The sequence below is a fragment of the Pseudomonas sp. 2(2015) genome (assembly GCF_000955865.1).
Lineage (GTDB): Bacteria > Pseudomonadota > Gammaproteobacteria > Pseudomonadales > Pseudomonadaceae > Aquipseudomonas.
In genome coordinates this window covers 732,543-754,234 of sequence record NZ_JYOF01000003.1, presented here as the reverse complement: position 1 = coordinate 754,234, position 21,692 = coordinate 732,543, and the positions used below count along the sequence as shown (strand labels likewise).

The 21,692-nt window shown below is 63.5% G+C and carries 18 protein-coding genes; 11 read left to right on the top strand and 7 right to left on the bottom strand.

From position 1 onward, the window contains the following. Nucleotides 1-114 precede the first annotated feature (114 nt). Nucleotides 115-933: a pyruvate, water dikinase regulatory protein gene (locus tag UB48_RS06325; RefSeq protein WP_045195025.1), complete on the bottom strand. Its 819-nt coding sequence runs from the start codon at nucleotides 931-933 to the stop codon at nucleotides 115-117. Nucleotides 934-1,109: 176 nt separating this feature from the next. Between UB48_RS06325 and ppsA the strand changes: the two genes are divergently transcribed. The 8 genes from ppsA to UB48_RS06285 all read left to right on the top strand — a co-directional run bounded on the left by ppsA (nucleotide 1,110) and on the right by UB48_RS06285 (nucleotide 9,295). Beyond that, a complete protein-coding gene (gene ppsA / locus UB48_RS06320) occupies nucleotides 1,110-3,485 on the top strand; it encodes a phosphoenolpyruvate synthase (protein WP_045195023.1) in 2,376 nt (791 codons plus the stop codon). A 107-nt stretch (nucleotides 3,486-3,592) separates the two neighbouring features. Then, nucleotides 3,593-4,582 (top strand): alpha/beta fold hydrolase, encoded by a 990-nt coding sequence (locus UB48_RS06315; RefSeq protein ID WP_045195021.1) that lies wholly within the window; start codon nucleotides 3,593-3,595, stop codon nucleotides 4,580-4,582. 196 nt (nucleotides 4,583-4,778) lie between these two features. Further along, nucleotides 4,779-5,267 (top strand): ribonuclease E activity regulator RraA, encoded by a 489-nt coding sequence (gene rraA / locus UB48_RS06310; protein WP_038994247.1) that lies wholly within the window; start codon nucleotides 4,779-4,781, stop codon nucleotides 5,265-5,267. 28 nt (nucleotides 5,268-5,295) lie between these two features. After that, a complete protein-coding gene (locus tag UB48_RS06305; protein WP_045195019.1) occupies nucleotides 5,296-6,291 on the top strand; it encodes a zinc transporter ZntB in 996 nt (331 codons plus the stop codon). A gap of 99 nt (nucleotides 6,292-6,390) precedes the next feature. After that, entirely contained in the window at nucleotides 6,391-6,639 is a 249-nt protein-coding gene (locus UB48_RS06300) for a hypothetical protein (RefSeq protein WP_010223315.1), read from the top strand. A 2-nt stretch (nucleotides 6,640-6,641) separates the two neighbouring features. After that, entirely contained in the window at nucleotides 6,642-7,466 is an 825-nt protein-coding gene (locus UB48_RS06295) for a mechanosensitive ion channel domain-containing protein (protein WP_038994250.1), read from the top strand. A 90-nt stretch (nucleotides 7,467-7,556) separates the two neighbouring features. Further along, entirely contained in the window at nucleotides 7,557-8,147 is a 591-nt protein-coding gene (gene sigX / locus UB48_RS06290) for an RNA polymerase sigma factor SigX (protein WP_028945871.1), read from the top strand. A gap of 110 nt (nucleotides 8,148-8,257) precedes the next feature. Next, on the top strand, nucleotides 8,258-9,295 hold the full coding sequence (locus tag UB48_RS06285) for an OmpA family protein (RefSeq protein WP_045195013.1): 1,038 nt from the start codon (nucleotides 8,258-8,260) through the stop codon (nucleotides 9,293-9,295). Nucleotides 9,296-9,352: 57 nt separating this feature from the next. Here UB48_RS06285 and cobA read toward each other — a convergent pair whose 3' ends face one another. The 5 genes from cobA to UB48_RS06260 form a co-directional block, all read right to left on the bottom strand. Beyond that, nucleotides 9,353-10,090, bottom strand: a complete 738-nt coding sequence (gene cobA / locus UB48_RS06280) for a uroporphyrinogen-III C-methyltransferase (RefSeq protein WP_045195011.1) — start codon at nucleotides 10,088-10,090, stop codon at nucleotides 9,353-9,355. A 28-nt stretch (nucleotides 10,091-10,118) separates the two neighbouring features. Beyond that, nucleotides 10,119-11,789, bottom strand: a complete 1,671-nt coding sequence (locus UB48_RS06275) for a bifunctional protein-serine/threonine kinase/phosphatase (protein ID WP_045195008.1) — start codon at nucleotides 11,787-11,789, stop codon at nucleotides 10,119-10,121. A gap of 10 nt (nucleotides 11,790-11,799) precedes the next feature. After that, on the bottom strand, nucleotides 11,800-13,011 hold the full coding sequence (locus UB48_RS06270; protein ID WP_045195006.1) for a NarK/NasA family nitrate transporter: 1,212 nt from the start codon (nucleotides 13,009-13,011) through the stop codon (nucleotides 11,800-11,802). 150 nt (nucleotides 13,012-13,161) lie between these two features. Continuing rightward, entirely contained in the window at nucleotides 13,162-13,737 is a 576-nt protein-coding gene (locus UB48_RS06265) for an ANTAR domain-containing response regulator (RefSeq protein WP_010223325.1), read from the bottom strand. Between the two features lie 13 nt (nucleotides 13,738-13,750). After that, entirely contained in the window at nucleotides 13,751-14,965 is a 1,215-nt protein-coding gene (locus tag UB48_RS06260; RefSeq protein ID WP_045195004.1) for a CmpA/NrtA family ABC transporter substrate-binding protein, read from the bottom strand. Nucleotides 14,966-15,118: 153 nt separating this feature from the next. Between UB48_RS06260 and UB48_RS06255 the strand changes: the two genes are divergently transcribed. Then, nucleotides 15,119-16,141 (top strand): quinone-dependent dihydroorotate dehydrogenase, encoded by a 1,023-nt coding sequence (locus UB48_RS06255; RefSeq protein WP_045195001.1) that lies wholly within the window; start codon nucleotides 15,119-15,121, stop codon nucleotides 16,139-16,141. Nucleotides 16,142-16,237: 96 nt separating this feature from the next. Here UB48_RS06255 and rmf read toward each other — a convergent pair whose 3' ends face one another. Next, nucleotides 16,238-16,453 carry a ribosome modulation factor gene (gene rmf / locus UB48_RS27270; protein WP_010223328.1) on the bottom strand — a complete coding sequence of 72 codons (216 nt, stop codon included), beginning with the start codon at nucleotides 16,451-16,453 and terminating at the stop codon, nucleotides 16,238-16,240. A gap of 540 nt (nucleotides 16,454-16,993) precedes the next feature. Here rmf and rlmKL point away from each other — a divergent pair. Together rlmKL and UB48_RS06245 are read left to right on the top strand one after the other, a co-directional pair. Then, entirely contained in the window at nucleotides 16,994-19,192 is a 2,199-nt protein-coding gene (gene rlmKL / locus UB48_RS06250; RefSeq protein ID WP_045194999.1) for a bifunctional 23S rRNA (guanine(2069)-N(7))-methyltransferase RlmK/23S rRNA (guanine(2445)-N(2))-methyltransferase RlmL, read from the top strand. Nucleotides 19,193-19,294: 102 nt separating this feature from the next. After that, nucleotides 19,295-21,688 carry a diguanylate cyclase gene (locus UB48_RS06245; RefSeq protein ID WP_045194996.1) on the top strand — a complete coding sequence of 798 codons (2,394 nt, stop codon included), beginning with the start codon at nucleotides 19,295-19,297 and terminating at the stop codon, nucleotides 21,686-21,688. Nucleotides 21,689-21,692: the final 4 nt, after the last annotated feature.

The following is a 21,692-nucleotide window of genomic DNA, read 5'->3' as shown; positions in this document are numbered from 1 at the left end:
TGCCTGTCCCGGCCTCATCGCGGGTCAAGTCGGGTCGCCGCACCGCCGCTCCCACAGGGTGGATCGTGCTGTACCTGTGGGAGCGGGCTTGACCCGCGATGAGGCAGGTGAATTTTATTTGAACCTTCGCTCTACACCTTTCTCGACCAGAATCTTCGCCGCAATCTCTTCCACGGAGAAATGCGTGGAGTTGATGTGCGCAATGTTCTCGCGGCGGAACAGATTCTCCACTTCACGTACCTCGAACTCGCACTGGGCAAAGCTTGCGTAGCGGCTGTTGGGCTTGCGCTCGTGGCGGATGGCGGTCAGGCGGTCGGGGTCGATGGTCAGGCCGAACAGCTTGTGCTGGTGGTTTTTCAGGGCCTGGGGCAGTTGCAGGCGCTCCATGTCATCTTCGGTCAGCGGGTAGTTGGCCGCGCGGATGCCGAATTGCATGGCCATGTACAGGCAGGTCGGGGTCTTGCCGCAACGCGACACGCCTACCAGGATCAAGTCGGCCTTGTCGTAGTAGTGGGTGCGCGCGCCGTCGTCGTTGTCGAGAGCGAAGTTGACCGCCTCGATGCGTTCCATATAGTTGGAATTGCCGCCGATCGAGTGGGATTTGCCCACCGAATAGGACGAATGGGCGGTCAGTTCCTGTTCCAGCGGGGCCAGGAAGGTCGAGAAGATGTCGATCATGAAGCCGTTGGAGGTGGCGAGGACCTCGCGGATATCCTGATTGACGATGGTGTCGAAGATGATCGGACGGACACCGTCTTTCTCAGCGGCGCTATTGATTTGTTGTACCATCACCCGCGCTTTTTCTACGCTGTCGATGTACGGACGCGTGAATTTATTGAACGGAATGGTATCGAACTGCGCTAGAAGACTCTGTCCCAGCGTCTCGGCGGTAATGCCGGTGCCATCGGAGATAAAGAAAGCAGATCGTTTCATTTGCGCCTTGGGCCTTAAGCTGGTGACGAATCTTGGATATGATAGGTTCGGTTTACCGAACACTGCGTTCGGCATTCTCACTTATTTTCCAGGTCCAGGCCACAAGCGCCCGGCCAAGCCAGAGCTGGCAGGCGGGCGACCTGAGCTTTTCCAACACAGTTAGTGGAGAGATCACCTTGGTAGAGTACGTAGTTTCCCTCGATAAGCTCGGCGTCCATGATGTAGAGCATGTGGGGGGCAAGAACGCATCCCTCGGCGAGATGATCAGTAACCTCGCGGGCGCCGGTGTCTCGGTCCCCGGCGGCTTTGCCACTACGGCTCAGGCGTATCGTGACTTTCTCGAGCAGAGCGGCCTGAACGCCCAGATCCACGCTGCCCTCGACGCGCTGGACGTTGACGACGTCAACGCCCTGGCCAAGACCGGTGCGCAGATCCGCCAGTGGATCATGGAGGCCGAGTTCCCCGAGCGCCTGAACGCCGAAATCCGCACTGCCTTCGCCGAAATGTCCCAGGGCAACCCGAACATGGCCGTGGCCGTGCGCTCCTCGGCCACTGCCGAAGACCTGCCGGACGCCTCGTTCGCCGGCCAGCAGGAAACCTTCCTGAACATCCGCGGCGTCGACAACGTCATCCGCGCCGCCAAGGAAGTGTTCGCCTCGCTGTTCAACGACCGCGCCATTTCCTACCGCGTGCACCAGGGCTTCGACCACAAGCTGGTGGCCCTGTCGGCCGGCGTGCAGCGCATGGTCCGCTCGGAAACCGGCACTGCCGGCGTAATGTTCACCCTCGACACCGAGTCGGGCTTTCGTGACGTGGTGTTCATCACCGGCGCCTACGGCCTGGGTGAAACCGTCGTTCAGGGTGCGGTCAACCCCGACGAATTCTACGTGCACAAAGGCACCCTGGAGGCCGGCCGCCCGGCGATCCTGCGCCGCAACCTGGGCAGCAAGGCGATCAAGATGGTCTATGGCGAAGAAGCCAAGGCCGGTCGTTCGGTCAAGACCGTCGATGTCGACAAGGCCGACCGCACCCGTTTCTGCCTGAGCGACGCCGAAGTCAGCGAGCTGGCCAAGCAGGCGATGATCATCGAGAAGCACTACAAGTGCCCGATGGACATCGAATGGGCCAAGGACGGTGACGACGGCAAGCTGTACATCGTTCAGGCCCGCCCTGAAACCGTGAAAAGCCGCGCCCAGGCCAACGTCATGGAGCGTTACTTGCTCAAAGAGACCGGCACCGTGCTGGTCGAAGGCCGCGCCATCGGCCAGCGCATCGGCGCCGGCAAGGTGCGGATCATCAAGGACGTCTCGGAGATGGACAAGGTCCAGCCCGGCGACGTACTGGTTTCGGACATGACCGACCCGGACTGGGAACCGGTGATGAAGCGCGCCAGCGCCATCGTCACCAACCGTGGCGGGCGTACCTGCCACGCGGCGATCATTGCCCGTGAACTGGGTATTCCGGCGGTGGTGGGTTGCGGCAACGCCACCCAGCTGCTCAAGGATGGCCAGGGCGTGACCGTGTCGTGCGCCGAAGGCGATACCGGTTTCATCTTCGAAGGTGAGCTGGGCTTTGACGTGCGCAAGAACTCCGTCGACGCCATGCCGGAGCTGCCGTTCAAGATCATGATGAACGTCGGCAACCCGGACCGCGCCTTTGATTTTGCCCAGCTGCCCAACGCCGGTGTCGGCCTGGCGCGCCTGGAATTCATCATCAACCGCATGATCGGCGTGCACCCCAAGGCGCTGCTCAACTACGCAGGCCTGCCTGCCGAGCTCAAAGAGAGCGTCGACAAGCGCATTGCCGGCTACAACGACCCGGTCGGCTTCTACGTCGAGAAACTGGTCGAGGGCATCAGCACCCTGGCGGCGGCGTTCTGGCCGAAGAAGGTCATCGTGCGCCTGTCGGACTTCAAGTCCAACGAATACGCCAACCTGATCGGCGGCAAGCTCTACGAGCCGGAAGAAGAAAACCCGATGCTGGGTTTCCGCGGTGCTTCGCGCTACATCAGCGAAACCTTCCGTGACTGCTTCGAGCTCGAGTGCCGCGCCCTCAAGCGCGTGCGCAACGAGATGGGCCTGACCAACGTCGAGATCATGGTGCCGTTCGTGCGCACCCTGGGCGAGGCCAGCCAGGTTGTCGACCTGCTTGCCGAAAACGGCCTGGCCCGCGGTGACAACGGCCTGCGCGTGATCATGATGTGCGAACTGCCGTCCAACGCCATCCTCGCCGAAGAGTTCCTCGAGTACTTCGATGGCTTCTCCATCGGCTCCAACGACCTGACCCAGCTGACACTGGGCCTGGACCGCGACTCGGGGATCATTGCGCACCTGTTCGACGAGCGTAACCCTGCCGTCAAGAAGCTGCTGGCCAATGCCATCCAGGCCTGTAACAAGGCTGGCAAGTACATCGGCATCTGCGGCCAGGGCCCATCCGACCACCCGGACCTGGCCAAATGGCTGATGGAACAGGGCATCGAAAGCGTCTCGCTGAACCCGGACTCGGTCCTCGAGACCTGGTTCTTCCTGGCTGAAGGCCAGGCCGCGAACTGATGCGCTGAACCGGAGCCTTCACCTGGCGGTTACGCCGGTGAGGGTTCCGACCGTATTCCAGGGCGTGTTCCAGTGATGGATCTCGCCCTTTTTTGTGCAAGAACCCTATGCAAAGCAGCAGTATCCTTTTTCCCGTGGCCTTGCTCAGTGCCGAGCGCCGTGGCGACCTGAGCGAGGACGTGTACCGGATCAAAGCCGGTAACAGCCCGGATCGCAGCGTCGAGCTGGCGCTCACCCGCCTGGGCATGGCCGATCAAGCCGAGGTGCGTGGCACCCCGGTCATTCTGCTGCACGGCAGCTTTTCCAACCGGCGCTTCTGGTATTCGCCCCGGGGCATTGGCCTGGGCGCCTACCTGGCGCGCGCCGGTTTCGATGTGTGGATCCCGGAGATGCGCGGCCACGGCCTGTCGCCGCGCAACCATGGCTATCGCAACAACCGCGTGGCTGACTATGCCCGTTACGACCTGCCGGTAATTGCCGCGTTCGTCTGCGAGCAGGCCGGCAGGCCTGCGCACTGGATCGGTCACTCGCTGGGCGGTACCACCCTGGCGGCGGCCCTCGGTGGCCAGTACCTGGGCGCCGAGCAGGTGGCCGGCGTGGCGTTCTTCGGTACCCAGGTCAGCCGAACCTACTGGCCACTGAAGCTGCCGCCGGTGGAGTGGGGCGGGCGCCTGCTGCTCAAGCGCTTTGCGCAGATTTCCGGCTCGCGGCTCAAGCGCGGCCCGGAAGACGAGCCGATTGGCCTGGCGCTGGAAAGCATGCGCTGGTTCGGTCTGTTTGGCCGCTTTGGCGACAAGGATCGCGACTGGTGGGCGGGGCTGGCCGAAGTTGATGTGCCAGTGCTGGCGGTGGCCGGCGCGGGTGATCACCAGGACCCGGTGTGGGCCTGTCGCAAGCTGTTCGAGCAACTGGGCTGCGAGCACAAGCAGTTTGTCCGCCTGGGCCGTGAGGAGGGCTTCGACAACTTTGGTCATGTCGACATGCTGGTCAGCAAGCCGGCGCAGGCGCAGGTCTGGCCGTTGGTCGAGCGTTGGTTGCAGGATCCGCTGGCGGCGTTGCTGCCGGAGGCGGCGCAGGCCGTTTCGCCGGCGAGCTGATGCCGTTAAGATATGACGATTGTGAAGGTTTTGGTCATTTTTGGGTTTTTCAGCGAACATCTGTTCGCTGATTCCTTGCCCAAGGTGACCGCAACGGCAGTGACGTGTAGCCTTGGGCCTAAAGCCGCATCGCCGGGCCTCGTTCACTGAGTGAAACTGCGACATTCATCGTCTCGATAATCGACAGGAGTTTCCCATGCATTACATCACCCCCGATCTGTGCGACGCCTACCCGGAACTGGTGCAGGTGCTGGAGCCGATGTTCAGCAACTTCGGCGGCCGCGACTCCTTCGGGGGTGAGATCGTCACCATCAAGTGCTTCGAGGACAACTCGCGGGTAAAAGAGCAGGTCGAGCTCGATGGCACCGGCAAGGTCCTGGTGGTCGATGGCGGCGGTTCGCTGCGCCATGCCCTGCTCGGCGACATGCTCGCCGAAAAGGCGGCGAAGAATCACTGGCAAGGCCTGGTGATCTACGGATGCGTGCGTGATGTCGATGTCCTGGCGCAGACCGACGTCGGCGTCCAGGCCCTGGCCAGCCACCCGCTCAAATCGGTACGCCGCGGTGTTGGCGAACTCAACATCCCCGTGACCTTTGCCGGCGTGACCTTCCGTCCGGGCGAATACATCTACGCCGACAACAATGGCGTGATCGTCTCGCCAAGCCCGTTGAAAATGCCTGAGTAAAGCTCTGAAACCGGTCAGTGGGGTAGGGATGTTCGAGGAAGAAAACGCGCAATGGGGGCTGGTGCATGCCCTGGTGCTGGATGGAAAAGGCGGTGCCCGTGCGATCGCCCGAACTGAACTGGACGCCCTTGCGTTGCAGCCCCAGGAAAGCCTGTGGCTGCACTGGGACCGCAGCCACCCGCAGACCCGCACCTGGTTGCGCCACGACAGCGGCCTGAACGAGTTTGCCTGCGACCTGTTGCTGGAAGAAAACACCCGTCCACGCCTGCTGCCCCTGCCGGATGCGCAGATGCTGCTGTTTTTGCGCGGGGTCAACTTAAACCCCGGCGCTGAACCCGAAGACATGGTCTCGGTGCGCATCTTCGCCGAGGCCCAGCGGGTGATCTCGCTGCGCCTGCGGCCGTTGCGCGCCAGTGACGAGCTGCTCCAGCAACTGGCCGAAAATCGAGGGCCGAAGACCGCCTCCGAACTGCTGCTGAGCATGGCCCAACTGCTGACCGAAAAGGTCCAGGCGCTGATCAGCGACCTCTCGGAAGTGGTTGACGGCGAAGAAGAGCAGCTTGAAGCCGACAAGCGCTATGCCCCGGACCAGGGCAGCCTGCAGCAGATCCGCCGGCGTGCGGCGGGGCTGCGGCGGTTTCTCAACCCGCAGCGGGAAATCTACGCACAACTGGCGCGCAACAAGTGGAGCTGGTTCGCCGCCGACGATGCCGACTACTGGAACGAGCTCAACAACAGCCTGACCCGCTACCTCGAAGAGCTGGATCTCACCCGTGAGCGCGCCGCCCTGGTGCTCGAGAGCGAGGACCGGCGCCGCAGCGAGCGGATGAACCGGACCATGTACCGCTTCGGTATCATCACCTGCATCTTCCTGCCCATGAGTTTCGTCACCGGGCTTCTGGGCATCAACGTCGGCGGCATTCCCGGCTCCGACAGCCCCTACGGCTTTCTGTTCGCCAGCCTGCTGGTACTGGCCCTGGCGTTGGGGCAATGGTGGCTGTTCCGCCGCCTGCGCTGGGTGTGAAGATGAAATCTGTGAACATGCAGTCACAAACTGCCTGGGCGGTTCATGTGACCCGTTGTCTGGCGACCTCGTCTTTGACAGATATTGCGCGAGGTGCCTATGCACGATCCGTTTGAAGAATCCCTGCGAGACCTGCTCAAGGCATCGCCGTCCGGTCAGGACCGCGACGACGACGCCTGCCTGGGCCGGGTCCTGAAAACCGCCAACCGCCAGGTTGGCGCGGGCGATCTGTTCAGCCTGCTGGGCCGCTGGAGCCAGGCGCTGATGATTGCCGTGAACAATGGCTCGGCGCATGTCGCGCCGGTGCGCCGTAACGCTACCGCCCGTAAAGCTGATAAGGCCGATTGAATATGGAACTTGATCTCTGGACCCAGAGCCTGGTCACCGCGATGACAGCGCTGTGGACCAAAGTGGCGAACTTCATCCCCAACCTGTTCGGCGCCCTGGTTGTGGTGCTGCTCGGTTTCGTCGTGGCCAAGCTGCTCGACACCCTGTTGTCGAAATTGCTGGCCAAGCTCGGCCTGGATCGCCTGATGGGCGGCACCGGCCTGACCAAGATGCTCAGCCGGGTCGGCATCCAGGTGCCGATCTCGACCCTGATCGGCAAGATCGTCTACTGGTTCGTGCTGCTGATTTTCCTGGTTTCGGCCGCTGAATCCCTTGGCCTTGAGCGCGTCTCGGCGACCCTCGACATGCTCGCCCTGTACCTGCCGAAGGTATTCGGTGCGGCGCTGGTGCTGCTGGCCGGTGTGTTGCTGGCGCAACTGGTCAACGGCCTGGTACGCGGCGCCGCCGAAGGCATCGGCCTGGAATATGCCGCAGGCGTCGGGCGCATCGCCCAGGGCCTGGTGATTATCATCAGTATCTCGGTGGCAATCAGCCAGCTTGAGGTCAAGACCGACCTGCTCAACCATGTGATCGTCATCGGTTTGATTACCGTTGGTCTGGCCGTAGCGCTGGCCATGGGCCTGGGCAGCCGGGAAATCGCCGGGCAGATCCTGGCCGGAATTTACGTGCGTGAACTGTATCAAGTGGGCCAACAAGTGCGGATTGGCGAGGTCGAAGGGCAGATCGAAGAGATCGGCACGGTCAAGACGACCCTGCTGACCGATGATGGCGAACTAGTGTCGTTGTCCAACCGGATTCTGCTTGAGCAGCGAGTCAATAGCCGCTAACCGGGCAAATCCTGCTAATGTATGCCGCCGCAAAAATGCCCCAGGCAGGGGTATGCGGCGACATTGACCTGACTGTCGGCCAGATCCGTTTTGAATAAAGTTCACTCGCTGCCCATGCGTTACGACCCCCGCGAGCTCACTGATGAGGAGTTGGTGGCGCGTTCGCATGAGGAGCTGTTTCATGTTACTCGCGCGTATGAGGAGCTCATGCGCCGCTACCAACGGACCCTTTTTAACGTCTGTGCACGTTATTTAGGGAACGATCGGGATGCTGACGATGTCTGTCAGGAGGTGATGCTCAAGGTGCTCTATGGGCTGAAGAACTTCGAGGGCAAATCGAAGTTCAAGACATGGCTCTACAGCATCACCTACAACGAATGCATCACCCAGTACCGCAAGGAGCGGCGCAAACGTCGACTGATGGATGCCTTGAGTCTTGATCCACTCGAGGAGGCCTCGGAAGAGAAGGCGCCAAAACCGGAAGAGAAAGGCGGGCTGGACAAATGGCTAGTGCATGTCAATCCGATTGACCGCGAGATTCTGGTGCTTCGATTTGTCGCAGAACTGGAATTTCAGGAAATCGCCGATATCATGCACATGGGCCTGAGCGCAACGAAAATGCGGTACAAGCGTGCGCTTGACAAGCTACGTGAGAAATTTGCGGGCCTTGCTGAAACTTAGTAGCGCGCAAATATCTCTAACGTACCGGCAAGTTCTGCTAGACTTGCCGTCGAGTTGTCCCCCGGATGTTGGTGGGACTGCTTAACTATCACCAGATGGGGATTTAACGGATGAAATTGAAAAACACCTTGGGCTTGGCCATTGGTTCTCTTGTAGCCGCAACTTCCTTCGGCGCTCTGGCACAAGGCCAAGGCGCAGTCGAAATTGAAGGCAACGTCACCAAGCAGTACTACGACAGCGAACGTAACTTCAAGAACGACGGCACCAATCCTGGTGTTCGCCTCGGTTACTTCCTGACCGACGACCTGTCCCTGGACCTGGGCTACAACGAGACTCACAACGCTCGTGGCGAAGTCTTCAACAAAGACATCAAAGGTTCCAAGGCCAAGCTGGACGCTACCTACCACTTCGGTACCGTCGGCGACGCTCTGCGTCCATACGTTTCGGCTGGTTTCGCTCACGAAAGCCTGGGTCAAGCTACCCGTAACGGCCGTGACCACTCCACCTTCGCCAACGTTGGCGCTGGCGCCAAGTGGTACATCACCGACATGTTCTTCGCCCGTGCTGGCGTTGAAGCCATGTACAACATCGACAACGGCAACACCGAGTGGGGTCCGACCGTTGGTCTGGGTCTGAACTTCGGTGGTAGCGGTGGCAAGGTTGAAGCCGCTCCTGCTCCAGTCGCTGAAGTCTGCTCCGACAGCGACAACGATGGCGTCTGCGACAACGTCGACAAGTGCCCTGACACCCCAGCCAACGTTACCGTTGACGCTGATGGCTGCCCAGCTGTTGCTGAAGTCGTCCGTGTTGAGCTGGACGTCAAGTTCGACTTCGACAAGTCGGTCGTCAAGCCAAACAGCTACGGCGACATCAAGAACCTGGCTGACTTCATGAAGCAGTACCCACAGACCACCACCACTGTTGAAGGTCACACTGACTCCGTCGGTCCTGACGCTTACAACCAGAAACTGTCTGAGCGTCGTGCAAACGCCGTTAAGCAAGTTCTGACCAACCAGTACGGTGTTGAGTCGAACCGCGTTGAGTCGGTTGGCTACGGTGAAACCCGTCCGGTTGCTGACAACGCCACCGACGCTGGTCGCGCTGTTAACCGTCGCGTAGAAGCACAAGTAGAAGCCCAAGCCAAGTAATTGGTCCAGGCGCTACTGAAAAGCCCGGCCTAGGCCGGGCTTTTCTTTGCCTGCGATTCAGGCTGTCAGTTGCTGCAGCACTGCGCTGTGCGCTGCTGCCACCTCGCCGATCACCACAATCGCCGGGCTGCACAGCTTGAAGCGGGCGGCGTCCTGGCACAGCTGCGCCAGCGTGCTGCGTTGCTCGCGCTGCTGAGGCAGCGAGGCATTCTCGATCATGGCCACCGGCGTCTGCGCCGCCAGGCCACCTGCCAGCAAGCCCTGCTGCACGTCCTCCAGCTTGCTCACGCCCATGTACACCACCAGGGTGGTACCGCCCTGAGCCAACGCCTGCCAGTTCAACGGGCTGTCGTCCTGAGTGTGGGCGGTGACCAGGGTCACGCCACGGCTGACGCCGCGCAAGGTCAGCGAGATACCGCATTGGGTCGCGCCGGCCAAGCCTGCGGTAATGCCATTGACCAGCTCGGTTTCGACGCCATGAGCCTGCAACCAGGCCGCCTCTTCGCCGCCGCGGCCAAAGATGCACGGGTCACCGCCCTTGAGCCGCGCCACGCAGCGGCCCTGACGGGCATAGCGCAGCATCAGGCGCTGAATGAAGGCTTGCGGCGTGGAGCGGCATCCGCCGCGCTTACCCACGGCAACCACCCGCGCCTGCGGGCAGTGTTGAAGAATGTGCGGGTTGACCAGGTCGTCGATCAGCACCACTTCGGCTTCCCCCAGGGCGCGTACCGCCTTGAGGGTCAGCAGCTCCGGATCGCCGGGGCCTGCACCAATCAGCCAGACTTTCGCATGCATCGGGTTTTCCTCATCGGCATAGGGGCTGTCAGCCTTTTAGCAGGCTGATCAGCAGGATCAGGTTAAGCAGCAGGGACAGCAGCGCCAGGGTGCGCCAGACTTTCAGCGGCTCGCGCTCAAGCAGCGGCCGCGGGCGCACGCTAAGCGCCTGGCGGTCGCCCTGTTCAAGCAGCAACAGCCATTGCTCGGCGGTTTCAAAGCGTTGCCGTGGGTCGGCGAGCAGTGCCTGAGCGAGGTTGTGCTCGAGCCATTCGGGCAGGTCCGGGCGATAGCGGGCGGCGCTGATCGCCTGGGTGAAGCGCGGGCGCTGGAAGGCTTCGATTTCGCCATAGGGGTAATGTCCGGTGAGCAAGTAGTACAGCGTTACCGCCACGCTGTAGAGGTCCTGTTGCGGGCTGGGCGGCTCGGCGTCGAAGGCTTCCGGCGCAATAAACGAGGGCGTGCCTGGCAGCTCATGGGCGCGGTCCTCGGAAAGCCCCGGGCAGAACGCCAGGCCGAAATCCAGCAGGCGCAGCTGGCCGTCATCGCCCAGGAGCAGGTTCTCGGGCTTGATGTCGCGATGGAGGATGTTGCGTCGGTGCAGCGCGCCTACCGCCTGCAACAGTTGCCGGGCCAGCGCCTGCCATTGCGCCAACGGCAGGGGGCCGCTGGCGGCGAACCGTTGCGCCAGGGTTTGCCCGGAGTACTCGCGCATCAGGTAATACAGGTGCTGGCGCTGGCTGGCCGGGTGCACTTCGGGGAAGTAGCGCCCGGCCACCCGGCGCAGGATCCACTCTTCAAGCAGCAGGCCTTGCTGCGCGCCGGGTTCATCTTTGCGTTCGGCCGGCAGGGTTTTCAGCAGCCATGCCTGTTGCTGCGGGTCGCGCACGCGATACAGCAAGGATTGGCGGCTGTGGCCAAGCGCCCGCTCGACCTGCCAGCCGTCGATTGTCTGCCCGCTGCGCAGGGCGGGCGGCAGTGGCCATTGCTGCAATTGCGCCAGGGAATCACCGAGGTTGCTCGCACCCAGTTGCTCGACCCGCACCAGCAGCGCGCTGGCATTGTCCTGGCTGCCGCAGTAGTGAGCCGAGCTGACCAGGGTCTGGGCGGCGTCCTGCAGGTCGATCTGCTCGCGCAGCACCGCGCGAATCTGCGCTTCGCTGAGGCTGGCCCAGACGCCGTCGCTGAGCAGCAGGAAACACTCACCGGCCTGCAGCTCGCCCTCCAGGTAGTCGACCTGCAGGTGCTGGTCCAGGCCCAGGGCGCGCTTGAGCACGTGCTGCATGCCGGGTTGGTCCCAGACGTGGTCTTCGCTGATGCGCTGCAGTTGCCCGGCGGCCCAGCGGTAGATCCGGCAATCACCGACATGCGCCAGGGTAAAACGCCGACCACGCAGCACCAGTGCGCTCAGCGTGGTCAGCAGCGGCTGGCCGCCGCTATTGGCACGCAGCCAGCGGTTCTGCGCCAGTAGCAGGCGGTCCAGGGCCTGGGCCACGCCCCAGGTGGCCGGCGTGGCGTAATAGTCCAGGGCCAGCGCCTGCAGGCTGGCCCGCGCCGCCAGGCCGCCATCGGCGCACTGGCTGACGCCGTCGGCGAGGGCGAACAGGTAGCCTTTGCTGGCGGCCAGTTCCGGGTTGGGGGTGACCAGGCGCAGGGCGTCCTGGTTTTCCTCCCGGGGGCCGCTGGCGCTGGCCTGGGCAAAGCTCAGTTGCAGGCTCATGTTGTCATCCTCAAACCCGCGCCGCAGTCACCGCTGCCGAGCCCCAGGTGGTGCGCCAGCGCTGCTTGACGCCGTGCAGGCCGAACCAGGCAAGAATGCCCAGGCTGGCGAACAGCCACAGGCCCAGCTGATAGTCGCCGCTGTGCTGTTTGATCGCCCCCAGGCCCGCAGCGAGCAGAAAGCCGCCGATGCCGCCGGCCATGCCGATCAGCCCGGTCATCACGCCGATTTCCTGGCGAAAGCGTTGCGGCACCAGTTGGAACACCGCGCCGTTGCCGGCACCCAGGCCGAGCATGGCGCTGACGAACAGGGCCAGGGCAGCCACTGCGCTGGGCAGGTTGAAGCCGACGGCGGCAATGCAGATGGCGGCAACGCTGTACATCGCCAGCAGGGTGCGGATGCCGCCGAAGCGATCGGCCAGGGCGCCGCCCAACGGGCGCATCAGGCTGCCGGCAAAGACGCAGGCGGCGGTGTAGTAGCCAGCGGTCACCGGGCTCAGGCCGTACTGGTCGTTGAAGTAGCCGGGCAGGGCACTGGCCAGGCCGATAAAGCCACCGAAGGTGACGCTGTAGAAGAACATGAACCACCAGCTGTCGCGATCGCCCAGGGCCTTGAGGTAGTCGGCCACGGCTTTCGGTTTGGGCCGTTCGGGGGCGTTGCGCGCCAACAGGCTGAACAGCACCAGGGTCAGCAGCAGCGGGATCACGGCAAAACCGAACACGTTGTTCCAGCCAAAGCCTGCGGCCAGGGCCGGGGCCAGCAGGGCGGCGAACACCGTGCCGGAGTTGCCGGCACCGGCGATGCCCATGGCCTTGCCCTGGTGCTGCGCCGGGTACCACTGCGAGGCCAGCGGCAGCGACACGGCAAACGAGGCGCCGGCAACGCCGAGGAACACCCCGAGCAACAAGGCTTGCTCATAACTGTGAATGCCCAGGCGCCAAGCGCAGAACAGTGCGACGATGACAATCACCTGGCCGATCAGCCCGGCGGTCTTGGGCGACAGCCGGTCCACCAGCAGGCCCATGACAAAGCGCAGGATCGCCCCGGCCAGGATCGGCGTGGCCACCATCAGCCCGCGTTGCTGGGTGGTCAGTTGCAAGTCGGCGGCAATCTGCACCGCCAGCGGGCCGAGCAGGTACCAGACCATAAAACTCAGGTCGAAATACAAAAAGGCGGCGAACAGGGTGGGGACATGCCCGGACTTCCAGAAACTCGTCTTCATCGAACACCTCGTTGAACAGGGACGGAAACGAAAAAGACGTCGCCACCCGACCCGCTGGCGCGAGTGGGGGGGCGACGTCTTTGTCGTGAAGGGGGCAACCGCCGTTGGCTACCTGTGCTGTGGTGATAGCAAGAGCCGGGCCAGAGTGCTTCAGCCGAGCAGGTCGCTCATTGCAATGATCTGCTCGGCCACCTGGATCAGCTTCTGCTGCTTGCTCATGGCCTGGCGGCGCATCAGGGTGTAGGCCTGTTCTTCGTTGCAGTCCTTCATTTTCATCAACAGGCCCTTGGCCAGTTCGATGCGCTTGCGCTCCGCCAGTTGCTGGTCGCGGGCCTGCAGCTGGGCCTTGAGCGCCTGGTCGCTTTCAAAGCGGGCCATGGCCACATCGAGGATCGGCTGCAAGCGCGTAGCCTGGATGCCTTCGACAATGTAGGCGCTGACCCCGGCCTGGATCGCCTGGCGCATCACCCCGGGGTCGTGTTCATCGGTGAACATGACGATCGGTCGCGGCCGGTCCCGGCTGACCAGCACCACTTGCTCCATGACATCACGGCCCGGTGACTCGGTATCGATCAGCACCACGTCCGGATGCACCGTTTCGACGCGTGCCGGCAGGTCGATGGTCAGGCCCGACTCTTCGATCACTTCGAAGCCGGCCTGGACCAGCGCAGCCTTGAGGCGACCGACTTTTTTCGCGGTGTCGTCGATTAGCAGGATTCGCAGCATGGGGCCTCTCCGTTCAGCGTCGGGCGAGGGCGGCGTGCGGCTCGGCCAGCGCGTGCAGACGAAAGCTGCGGGCGTAGCCGTGCGGGTCGCTGCCGTCCCAACGGGTGCCATCGATCAGCTGGCTGCTGCGCATGTCCGGTCCGTCGCAGAGCACGCCAACTGCGGTGGCGGCATCGCGATACAGCGCCAGTTGCTGGACCTGGCGGGCCACCGCGAGGTAATCCGGATCTTCGCGCAGCAGGCCCCAGCGACGGAACTGGGTCATGAACCACATGCCATCGGACAGGTACGGCAGGTTGGCCCGGCCCTCATCATGCAGGCGCAAGGCGTGCGGGTCCTGCCACTGGTTGCCCAGGCCATCCTGGTAGTGGCCGAGCAGGCGCGGCTCGATGCTCGACAGCGGCGCATCCAGGTAGGCCTTGCTGCTGAGCAGTTGCGCGGTGCTGCGGCGGTTTTCGCGGCTCTGCTCGATGAAGCGGCTGGCGGCCAGCACCGCCATCACCAGGGCCCGCGCACTGTTCGGATACTGTTCGACAAAGGCCCGGGTGCAACCCAGGACTTTTTCCGGGTGATCCGGCCAGATTGATTGGCTGGTGGCCAGGGTGAAGCCCTGGCCCTGTTCGATGGCGCCCGCCGACCAGGGTTCGCCGACGCAAAATCCGTCGATGCGTCCGGCTTGCAGGTGTGCGAGCATCTGGCCTGGCGGCACCACCACGCTGTTGACGTCATGCAAGGGGTGGATGCCCTGGCTGGCCAGCCAGTAATACAGCCACATAGCATGGGTGCCGGTAGGAAAAGTCTGTGCAAAGGTCAGTTTTGTCCTGCTTTGGTGCACGAAGCGCTCCAATGCCTCGGGACTGGTCACGCCCTGACGTTGCAGCGCAGCGGACAGATTGATGCCCTGGCCGTTCTGGTTCAGGCCCATCAGCACCGCCATGTCGGCGGCCGGACTACCGCCGATGCCCAGTTGCAGCGCGTAGATCAGGCCGTACAGGCTATGCGCGGCATCCAGCTCGCCGCTGGCCAGCTTGTCGCGCAGGCCGGCCCAGGAGCTCTGGCGCTGCAGGTTAAGAGTCAGGCCGTAGGTTTGGGCGAAGCCTTGGGTCGCTGCCACCACCACCGAGGCACAATCGCTCAGGGCCATGAAACCGAGATTCAGGCAGGGCTTTTCCGGGGCATCGCTGCCGTTCACCCAAGCCAGGGAGGTTGCGGGAATAGGGTGGGTCACGTCAGTGCGCCTGTGTCGAGGGTCAGGCCGTACCGCTTGCGTGGCAGGCGTATTAACAGGGCCCAAGCAACGCATATGCCAAGGCGGCCCTGTCCCCCGGGCGACGCCACCGCTATAATCGCCCCCCTCACTCACGTCGAGCTAAGCCCGCCCATGTATACCCTGGCCCGCCAGCTGCTGTTCAAGCTCTCCCCGGAGACCTCCCATGACCTGTCCCTGGACCTGATCGGCGCCGGTGGCCGCCTGGGCCTCAACGGTTTGCTGACCAAGGCACCGGCCTCCTTGCCGGTTACCGTCATGGGCCTGAACTTCGCCAACCCGGTCGGGCTGGCGGCGGGTCTGGACAAGAACGGCGCGGCCATCGACGGTTTTGCCCAGCTGGGTTTCGGTTTTGTCGAGATCGGCACCGTCACCCCGCGTCCACAGCCGGGCAACCCCAAGCCGCGCCTGTTCCGCCTGCCGGAAGCCGAAGCGATCATCAACCGCATGGGCTTCAACAACCTGGGTGTCGACAACCTGCTCAACCGTGTGCGCGCCGCCAAATACAGCGGCATCCTCGGCATCAATATTGGCAAGAACTTCGACACTCCGGTCGAGCGCGCGGTCGACGATTACCTGATCTGCCTCGACAAGGTCTACGACCAGGCCAGCTACATCACCGTCAACGTCAGCTCGCCGAACACCCCGGGCCTGCGCAGCCTGCAGTTCGGTGATTCGCTCAAGCAACTGCTCGACGCCCTGGCCGAGCGCCGCTCGCAACTGGTGACCGAACGCGGCAAGCATGTGCCGCTGGCGATCAAGATCGCCCCGGACATGAGCGACGAAGAAACCGCGCTGGTCGCCGCAGCCCTGGTCGAGTCGGGTATGGACGCGGTGATCGCCACCAACACCACCCTCGGCCGTGAAGGCGTCGAAGGCCTGCAGCATGGTGACGAAGCAGGCGGCCTGTCGGGCGCGCCGGTGCTGGAAAAGAGCACCCACATCGTCAAGGTGCTGGCTGGCGAGCTGGGTGGCAAGTTGCCGATCATTGCTGCGGGCGGGATTACCGAAGGCAAGCATGCGGCGCAGAAGATTGCTGCCGGTGCCAGCCTGGTACAGATCTACTCGGGGTTCATCTACAAGGGCCCGGCCCTGATCCGCGAGGCAGTGGACGCCATCGCCGCCATGGGGCGCTGAAACCGCAGGCATAAAAAAGGGCCCCCTCAAGGGGCCCCTGGGCCTCAGCCCGCCGCCCGGATAGGGCGCGCATGGTAATCGGATTCAGTTCCTCGTTCAGCCAACGGCGTGAAGTTCGTTGAGTCTATGGATACCCGCAGTGCCGGTCATACCGTCCCAGTTGTCGCCGCGTCCTTCGCGCCAGCCATTGATCCATGCCTGGCGTACAGACGGTAGAGTAAAGGGGCAAAGCTCGCGGGATTTGCCGGTGACCCCATATTGGTAGCCACGTGAAAAAGCTCGTTCCAACGGATCACGCTTAAGTCTTCTCATAGGGTGTTGCCCTCACTTGTTGACTGTAATGTCCCGTCGACCTCTAGAAGGTCGGGCAGAATCGTTCTGCCGGTTTGCGCTCGCTGCCGGCGTCGCGAGCGGAAGTGTTGCCCCGTTGCGGTGACAACCTGAGACCAGTTCTAACCAATGCAGGACACAGTGTGAATGATCGTTTTGTCATAAGGACGTAACCTTTCATAGGGTCACAGGATAAGTAAATAAATGCGTCTGATTAGGATCTGGCGCAAAGCCCGCTATGATCAGGGTTTGACCTGCTGCAAAGTCATCTGGCCATCGCCGTGTGATAATTTGTAACAACAGCGGCAAAACGACGAAGGGTCATTTTTCCCGGTTTTTTGCCTGAATTTTTCGTTCTGCCCGGCAATCAAAGACTTTTCAGCCCTTGGCAAAAGTCGGATTGGCGGGCGGCCCGGCGCGAGATAAAGCGCCACTCGAACGCTGTGGAAAGGCGTTCGATTAAACATCGGAAGGGCGATGCGCTTGCCTCTCCACTTTATTGCTCAAGGCTCTGGATACCCCATGTCGGACCGTTTCGAACTTTACCTCACCTGTCCCAAAGGCCTTGAAGGCCTGCTTGCCGAAGAAGCCCGCGGCCTCGGCCTTGAAGAAGTGCGCGAGCACACTTCGGCGATCCGCGGCACGGCCGACATGGAAACCGCCTACCGGCTGTGCCTGTGGTCGCGCCTGGGCAACCGCGTACTGCTGGTGCTCAAGCGCTTCAACATGAAGAACGCCGACGACCTCTACGACGGCGTCAACGAAGTCGAGTGGCAGGATCACCTGGAGGCCAGCGGCTCGCTGGCGGTGGAATTCAGCGGCCACGGCTCGGGTATCGACAACACCCACTTCGGCGCCTTGAAGGTCAAGGATGCAATCGTCGACAAGCTGCGTACCAGCAGCGGCGAGCGCCCGTCGGTCGACAAGCTCAACCCGGACCTGCGCGTGCACCTGCGCCTGGAGCGTGGCGAGGCGATCCTGTCCCTGGACCTGTCCGGCCACAGCCTGCACCAGCGCGGCTACCGCCTGCAGCAAGGTGCGGCGCCGCTCAAGGAAAACCTCGCGGCCGCGGTGTTGATCCGCGCTGGCTGGCCACGCATCGCTGCCGAGGGCGGCGCCCTGGCCGACCCGATGTGTGGTGTGGGGACTTTCCTGGTCGAAGCCGCAATGATCGCCGCCGATATCGCACCGAACCTGCGCCGCGAGCGTTGGGGCTTCAGCGCCTGGCTCGGCCACGTGCCGGCCCTCTGGCGCAAACTCCATGATGAGGCGCTGGCCCGTGCCGAAGCCGGCCTGGCCCGCCCGCCGCTGTGGATTCGCGGCTATGAGGCCGACCCGCGGCTGATCCAGCCGGGCCGCAACAACGTTGAGCGCGCCGGCCTGAGTGACTGGGTGAAGATCTACCAGGGCGAAGTCGGCAGCTTCGAGCCGCGCCCGGACCAGAACCAGAAAGGCCTGGTGATCTGCAACCCGCCGTACGGCGAGCGCCTGGGCGACGAAGCGAGCCTGCTGTACCTCTACCAGAACCTCGGCGAGCGCCTGCGTCAGGCCTGCCTGAACTGGGAAGCGGCGGTGTTCACCGGCGCCCCGGACCTGGGCAAGCGCATGGGTATCCGCAGCCACAAGCAATATGCCTTCTGGAACGGCGCCTTGCCGTGCAAGCTGCTGCTGATCAAGGTTCAGCCCGACCAGTTCGTCACCGGCGAGCGCCGTCAGCCCGAGCGCAATGGCGAAGCTGGCGAACCGCGTACCCCGGCCGCCGTGGCCAGTGAGCCGGCACGCCTGAGCGAGGGCGGGCAGATGTTCGCCAACCGCCTGCAGAAGAACCTCAAGCAACTGGGCAAGTGGGCCAAGCGCGAGAACGTCAGCTGCTACCGCCTGTACGATGCCGACATGCCCGAGTACGCCCTGGCCATCGACCTGTACCAGGACTGGGTGCACGTGCAGGAATACGCCGCCCCGCGCTCGATCGACCCGGAAAAGGCCCAGGCGCGTCTGTTCGACGCCCTGGCAGCGATCCCTCAGGCCCTGGGCATCGACCAGAGCCGCGTGGTGGTCAAGCGTCGCGAGCGTCAGAGCGGTACCCGCCAGTACGAGCGCCAGAGCGCCCAGGGGCAGTTCCTCGAAGTGCAGGAAGGCGGCGTCAAGCTGCTGGTCAACCTCACCGATTACCTCGACACCGGGCTGTTCCTCGACCACCGCCCGATGCGCCTGCGCATTCAGCGCGAGGCTGCCGGCAAGCGCTTCCTCAACCTGTTCTGCTACACCGCCACCGCCAGTGTGCATGCGGCCAAGGGCGGCGCGCGCAGCACCACCAGTGTTGACCTGTCCAAGACTTACCTGGACTGGGCGCGGCGCAACCTGTCGCTCAATGGCTTCTCGGACAAGAATCGCCTGGAGCAGGGCGATGTCATGGCCTGGCTGCAAGCCTGTCGCGAGGAATACGAGCTGATCTTCATCGATCCGCCGACCTTCTCCAACTCCAAGCGTATGGAAGGCGTGTTTGACGTGCAGCGCGATCATGTCGAGTTGCTTGACCTGGCCGTGGCGCGCCTGGCGCCGGGCGGTGTGCTGTACTTCTCGAACAACTTCCGCAAGTTCCAGCTCGACGAAAACCTGGCTGAGCGCTACGCGGTGGAAGAGATCAGTGCCCAGACCCTGGACCCGGACTTTGCCCGTAACAGCAAGATTCACCGGGCCTGGAAAATTCAGGCGCGCTGATTGGCTGATTGTCGCGGGTGATGATTGCTACGTTAATGGCTAATGGCTATAACTCAATCAGAGCCCGCGATCCGCTGGACGCTGGCGTTTTGAGTGCTTTCTATGTCGATGCACGCCGCTCGTCCGAAGATGCTCGGCTTTGTCAGCGAGGAAGTGTCCGCCTGGCTGGTGGCCGGCGTGGCATTTGTCGCCGGCGGCCTGTTGACTGCGCTGCTGGCGCTGGCCACCCATGACCTGTACCGCCAGCAGTTGCGTCAACGCTTCGAACTGCTCGCCAGTGAGCGTTACAGCCGTATCGAAGAGCGTTTCGAGGACCAGGTGCAGCGTCTCGATGGCCTGCGCCGCTTCTTCGTGTTCTCCGAAAGCGTCACTCTCGCCGAGTTCAACGGCTACGCCAAGCCCCTGTTGTACCGGACCCAGGCCTACGCCTGGGCGCCGCGGGTGGCGGGCGATGAGCGTCAAGCGTTTGAGCGCAGCGCCGCGCAACTCCTCGGCAAGCCCTTTGCCATCCACGAACTGAATGACGCCGGCAGCCTGCAGGTAGCGGCTGAGCGTGCGCTCTATTACCCACTGTTGTACACCCAGGCCTCCAGCCACCAGGTCCAGCCCCTGGGCCTGGACATGCTCTCCCAGCCGCTGCGCCAGGCGGCCCTCGACCGTGCCCGCCAGCCCGGCAGCATGGCGGTGTCGGCACCCTTGAACCTGACCCATGTCGACCCGGCCTTCGCCCGCGGGGTATTGATGGTGGCGCCCGTTTTTGCCCCGGGCAGCGCCGCCGCCCCACCAGATGGCTACGTACTGGCGGTGATCAGCCTGCAGCAGCTGATGGCCGAGGGGCTGCCCAACCCGAGCGAGGACAACCTGGTGGTGCGCATTCTTGACCTGTCCGGGCAGGGCCAGCATGAGGTGTTGTTCCAATCCGGCAACCAGGGGGCCGACACCGATCTGACCGCCAGCCACCTGTTGCGCCTGGCCGATCACGACTATCAACTGGATATCCAGCCCAGCCTTGCCTTCATGGACGCCAATCGCTCCTCGGCGGTCGTTGCCGTGGTGCTGCTTGGCGGCCTGCTCAGCCTGTTGCTCAGCGCCTTGCTGTTCAGCCTGTTCGGCCAGCGCCAGCGTGCCCTGACCCTGGTCGAGCAGCGCACCGCCGAGTTGCGCGTCAGCGAACAGTCGCTGCGCGATACCCACAACCAGCTGCGCAGCGTGCTCGATGCCGCCACCCAGGTGGCGATCATTGCCACCAGCCTGCGCGGGGTGATCAGTACCTTTAACGCCGGCGCCGAACGCATGCTCGGCTACCACAGCGCTGAAGTCATCGGCCGCCTGACCCTGGAAGAGCTGGTCTCGCCAGAGGAGCTGCAGGCCCGGGCCCGCGCCTTGAGCCAGCGTTATGGGCGCGAGGTCAGCCCGGCCCAGGCGATGTTCGCCGAGACCGTCCAGGAGGGTGAGAGCGAGCCTGGTGAGTGGACCCTGTTGCGCAAGGATGGCAGCCACCTGCTGGCTAACATGATGGTCAGCGCGGTGCTCGATGAGCACGGCCTGTGGGTCGGCCACCTGGCCATCTGCATCGACGTTACCGAGCGCAAGCGCGTGCACGAGGCCCTGGCGGCCCGTGACCGGCTGCTGGAAAAGCTCAGCGCCGAGGTGCCCGGCGGCATTTACCAGTTTCGCCTCGACCCCGACGGCAGCTCGTGCTTCAGCTATGCCAGCGAGGGCTTGCGCGATATCTACGAGATCGAGCCGCAGCGCCTGCGCGAGGACGCCACGGCCGTGTTCGAGCGTATCCACCCCGATGACCTGGAACGGGTGCGCGCCTCGATCCGCTATTCCGCTGATCACCTCACGCCCTGGCGCGAAGAGTACCGGGTGCTGCTGCCGGTGGCCGGGATGCGCTGGATCCGCGGCGAAGCCACGCCGGAGCCGGCCGAGCAGGGGGGGACTCTGTGGCACGGCTACCTGACTGATATCTCCGATCTGAAGCGCGTCGAGGAGGAGCTGCGGGCGTTGTCGGTAACCGACTCACTGACCGGCATTCACAACCGCCGCTACTTTCAGGAGCGGCTCAAGGCCGAGCTTGAGCGGGCCCAGCGCGACAGCCAGGACCTGGCGGTGATCATGCTCGATATCGACCACTTCAAGCGCATCAACGACTTGTACGGCCATGCCGTGGGCGATCATGTGCTGCGCAGCCTGTGCCAGCGCATCAATCACCGCCTGCGCCGTACCGATGTGTTCTGCCGCCTGGGTGGCGAGGAATTCATGGTGTTGTGCCCGGGCAGCAATGCCGAGCAGGCCTATACCCTGGCCATGGAGCTCTGGCAGGGCCTGCGCAGCGTGCCGGTGGACGGGGTGGGGATGGTCACGGCGAGTTTCGGCGTGGCCGGCTGGCGCCCGGGGGAGGGCGCCGATGCCTTGCTGCTACGCGCCGACTCGGGGGTCTACGCGGCCAAGCAGGCTGGCCGCGACCGGGTCGAGGGCGAACTGCCCTGAGTCA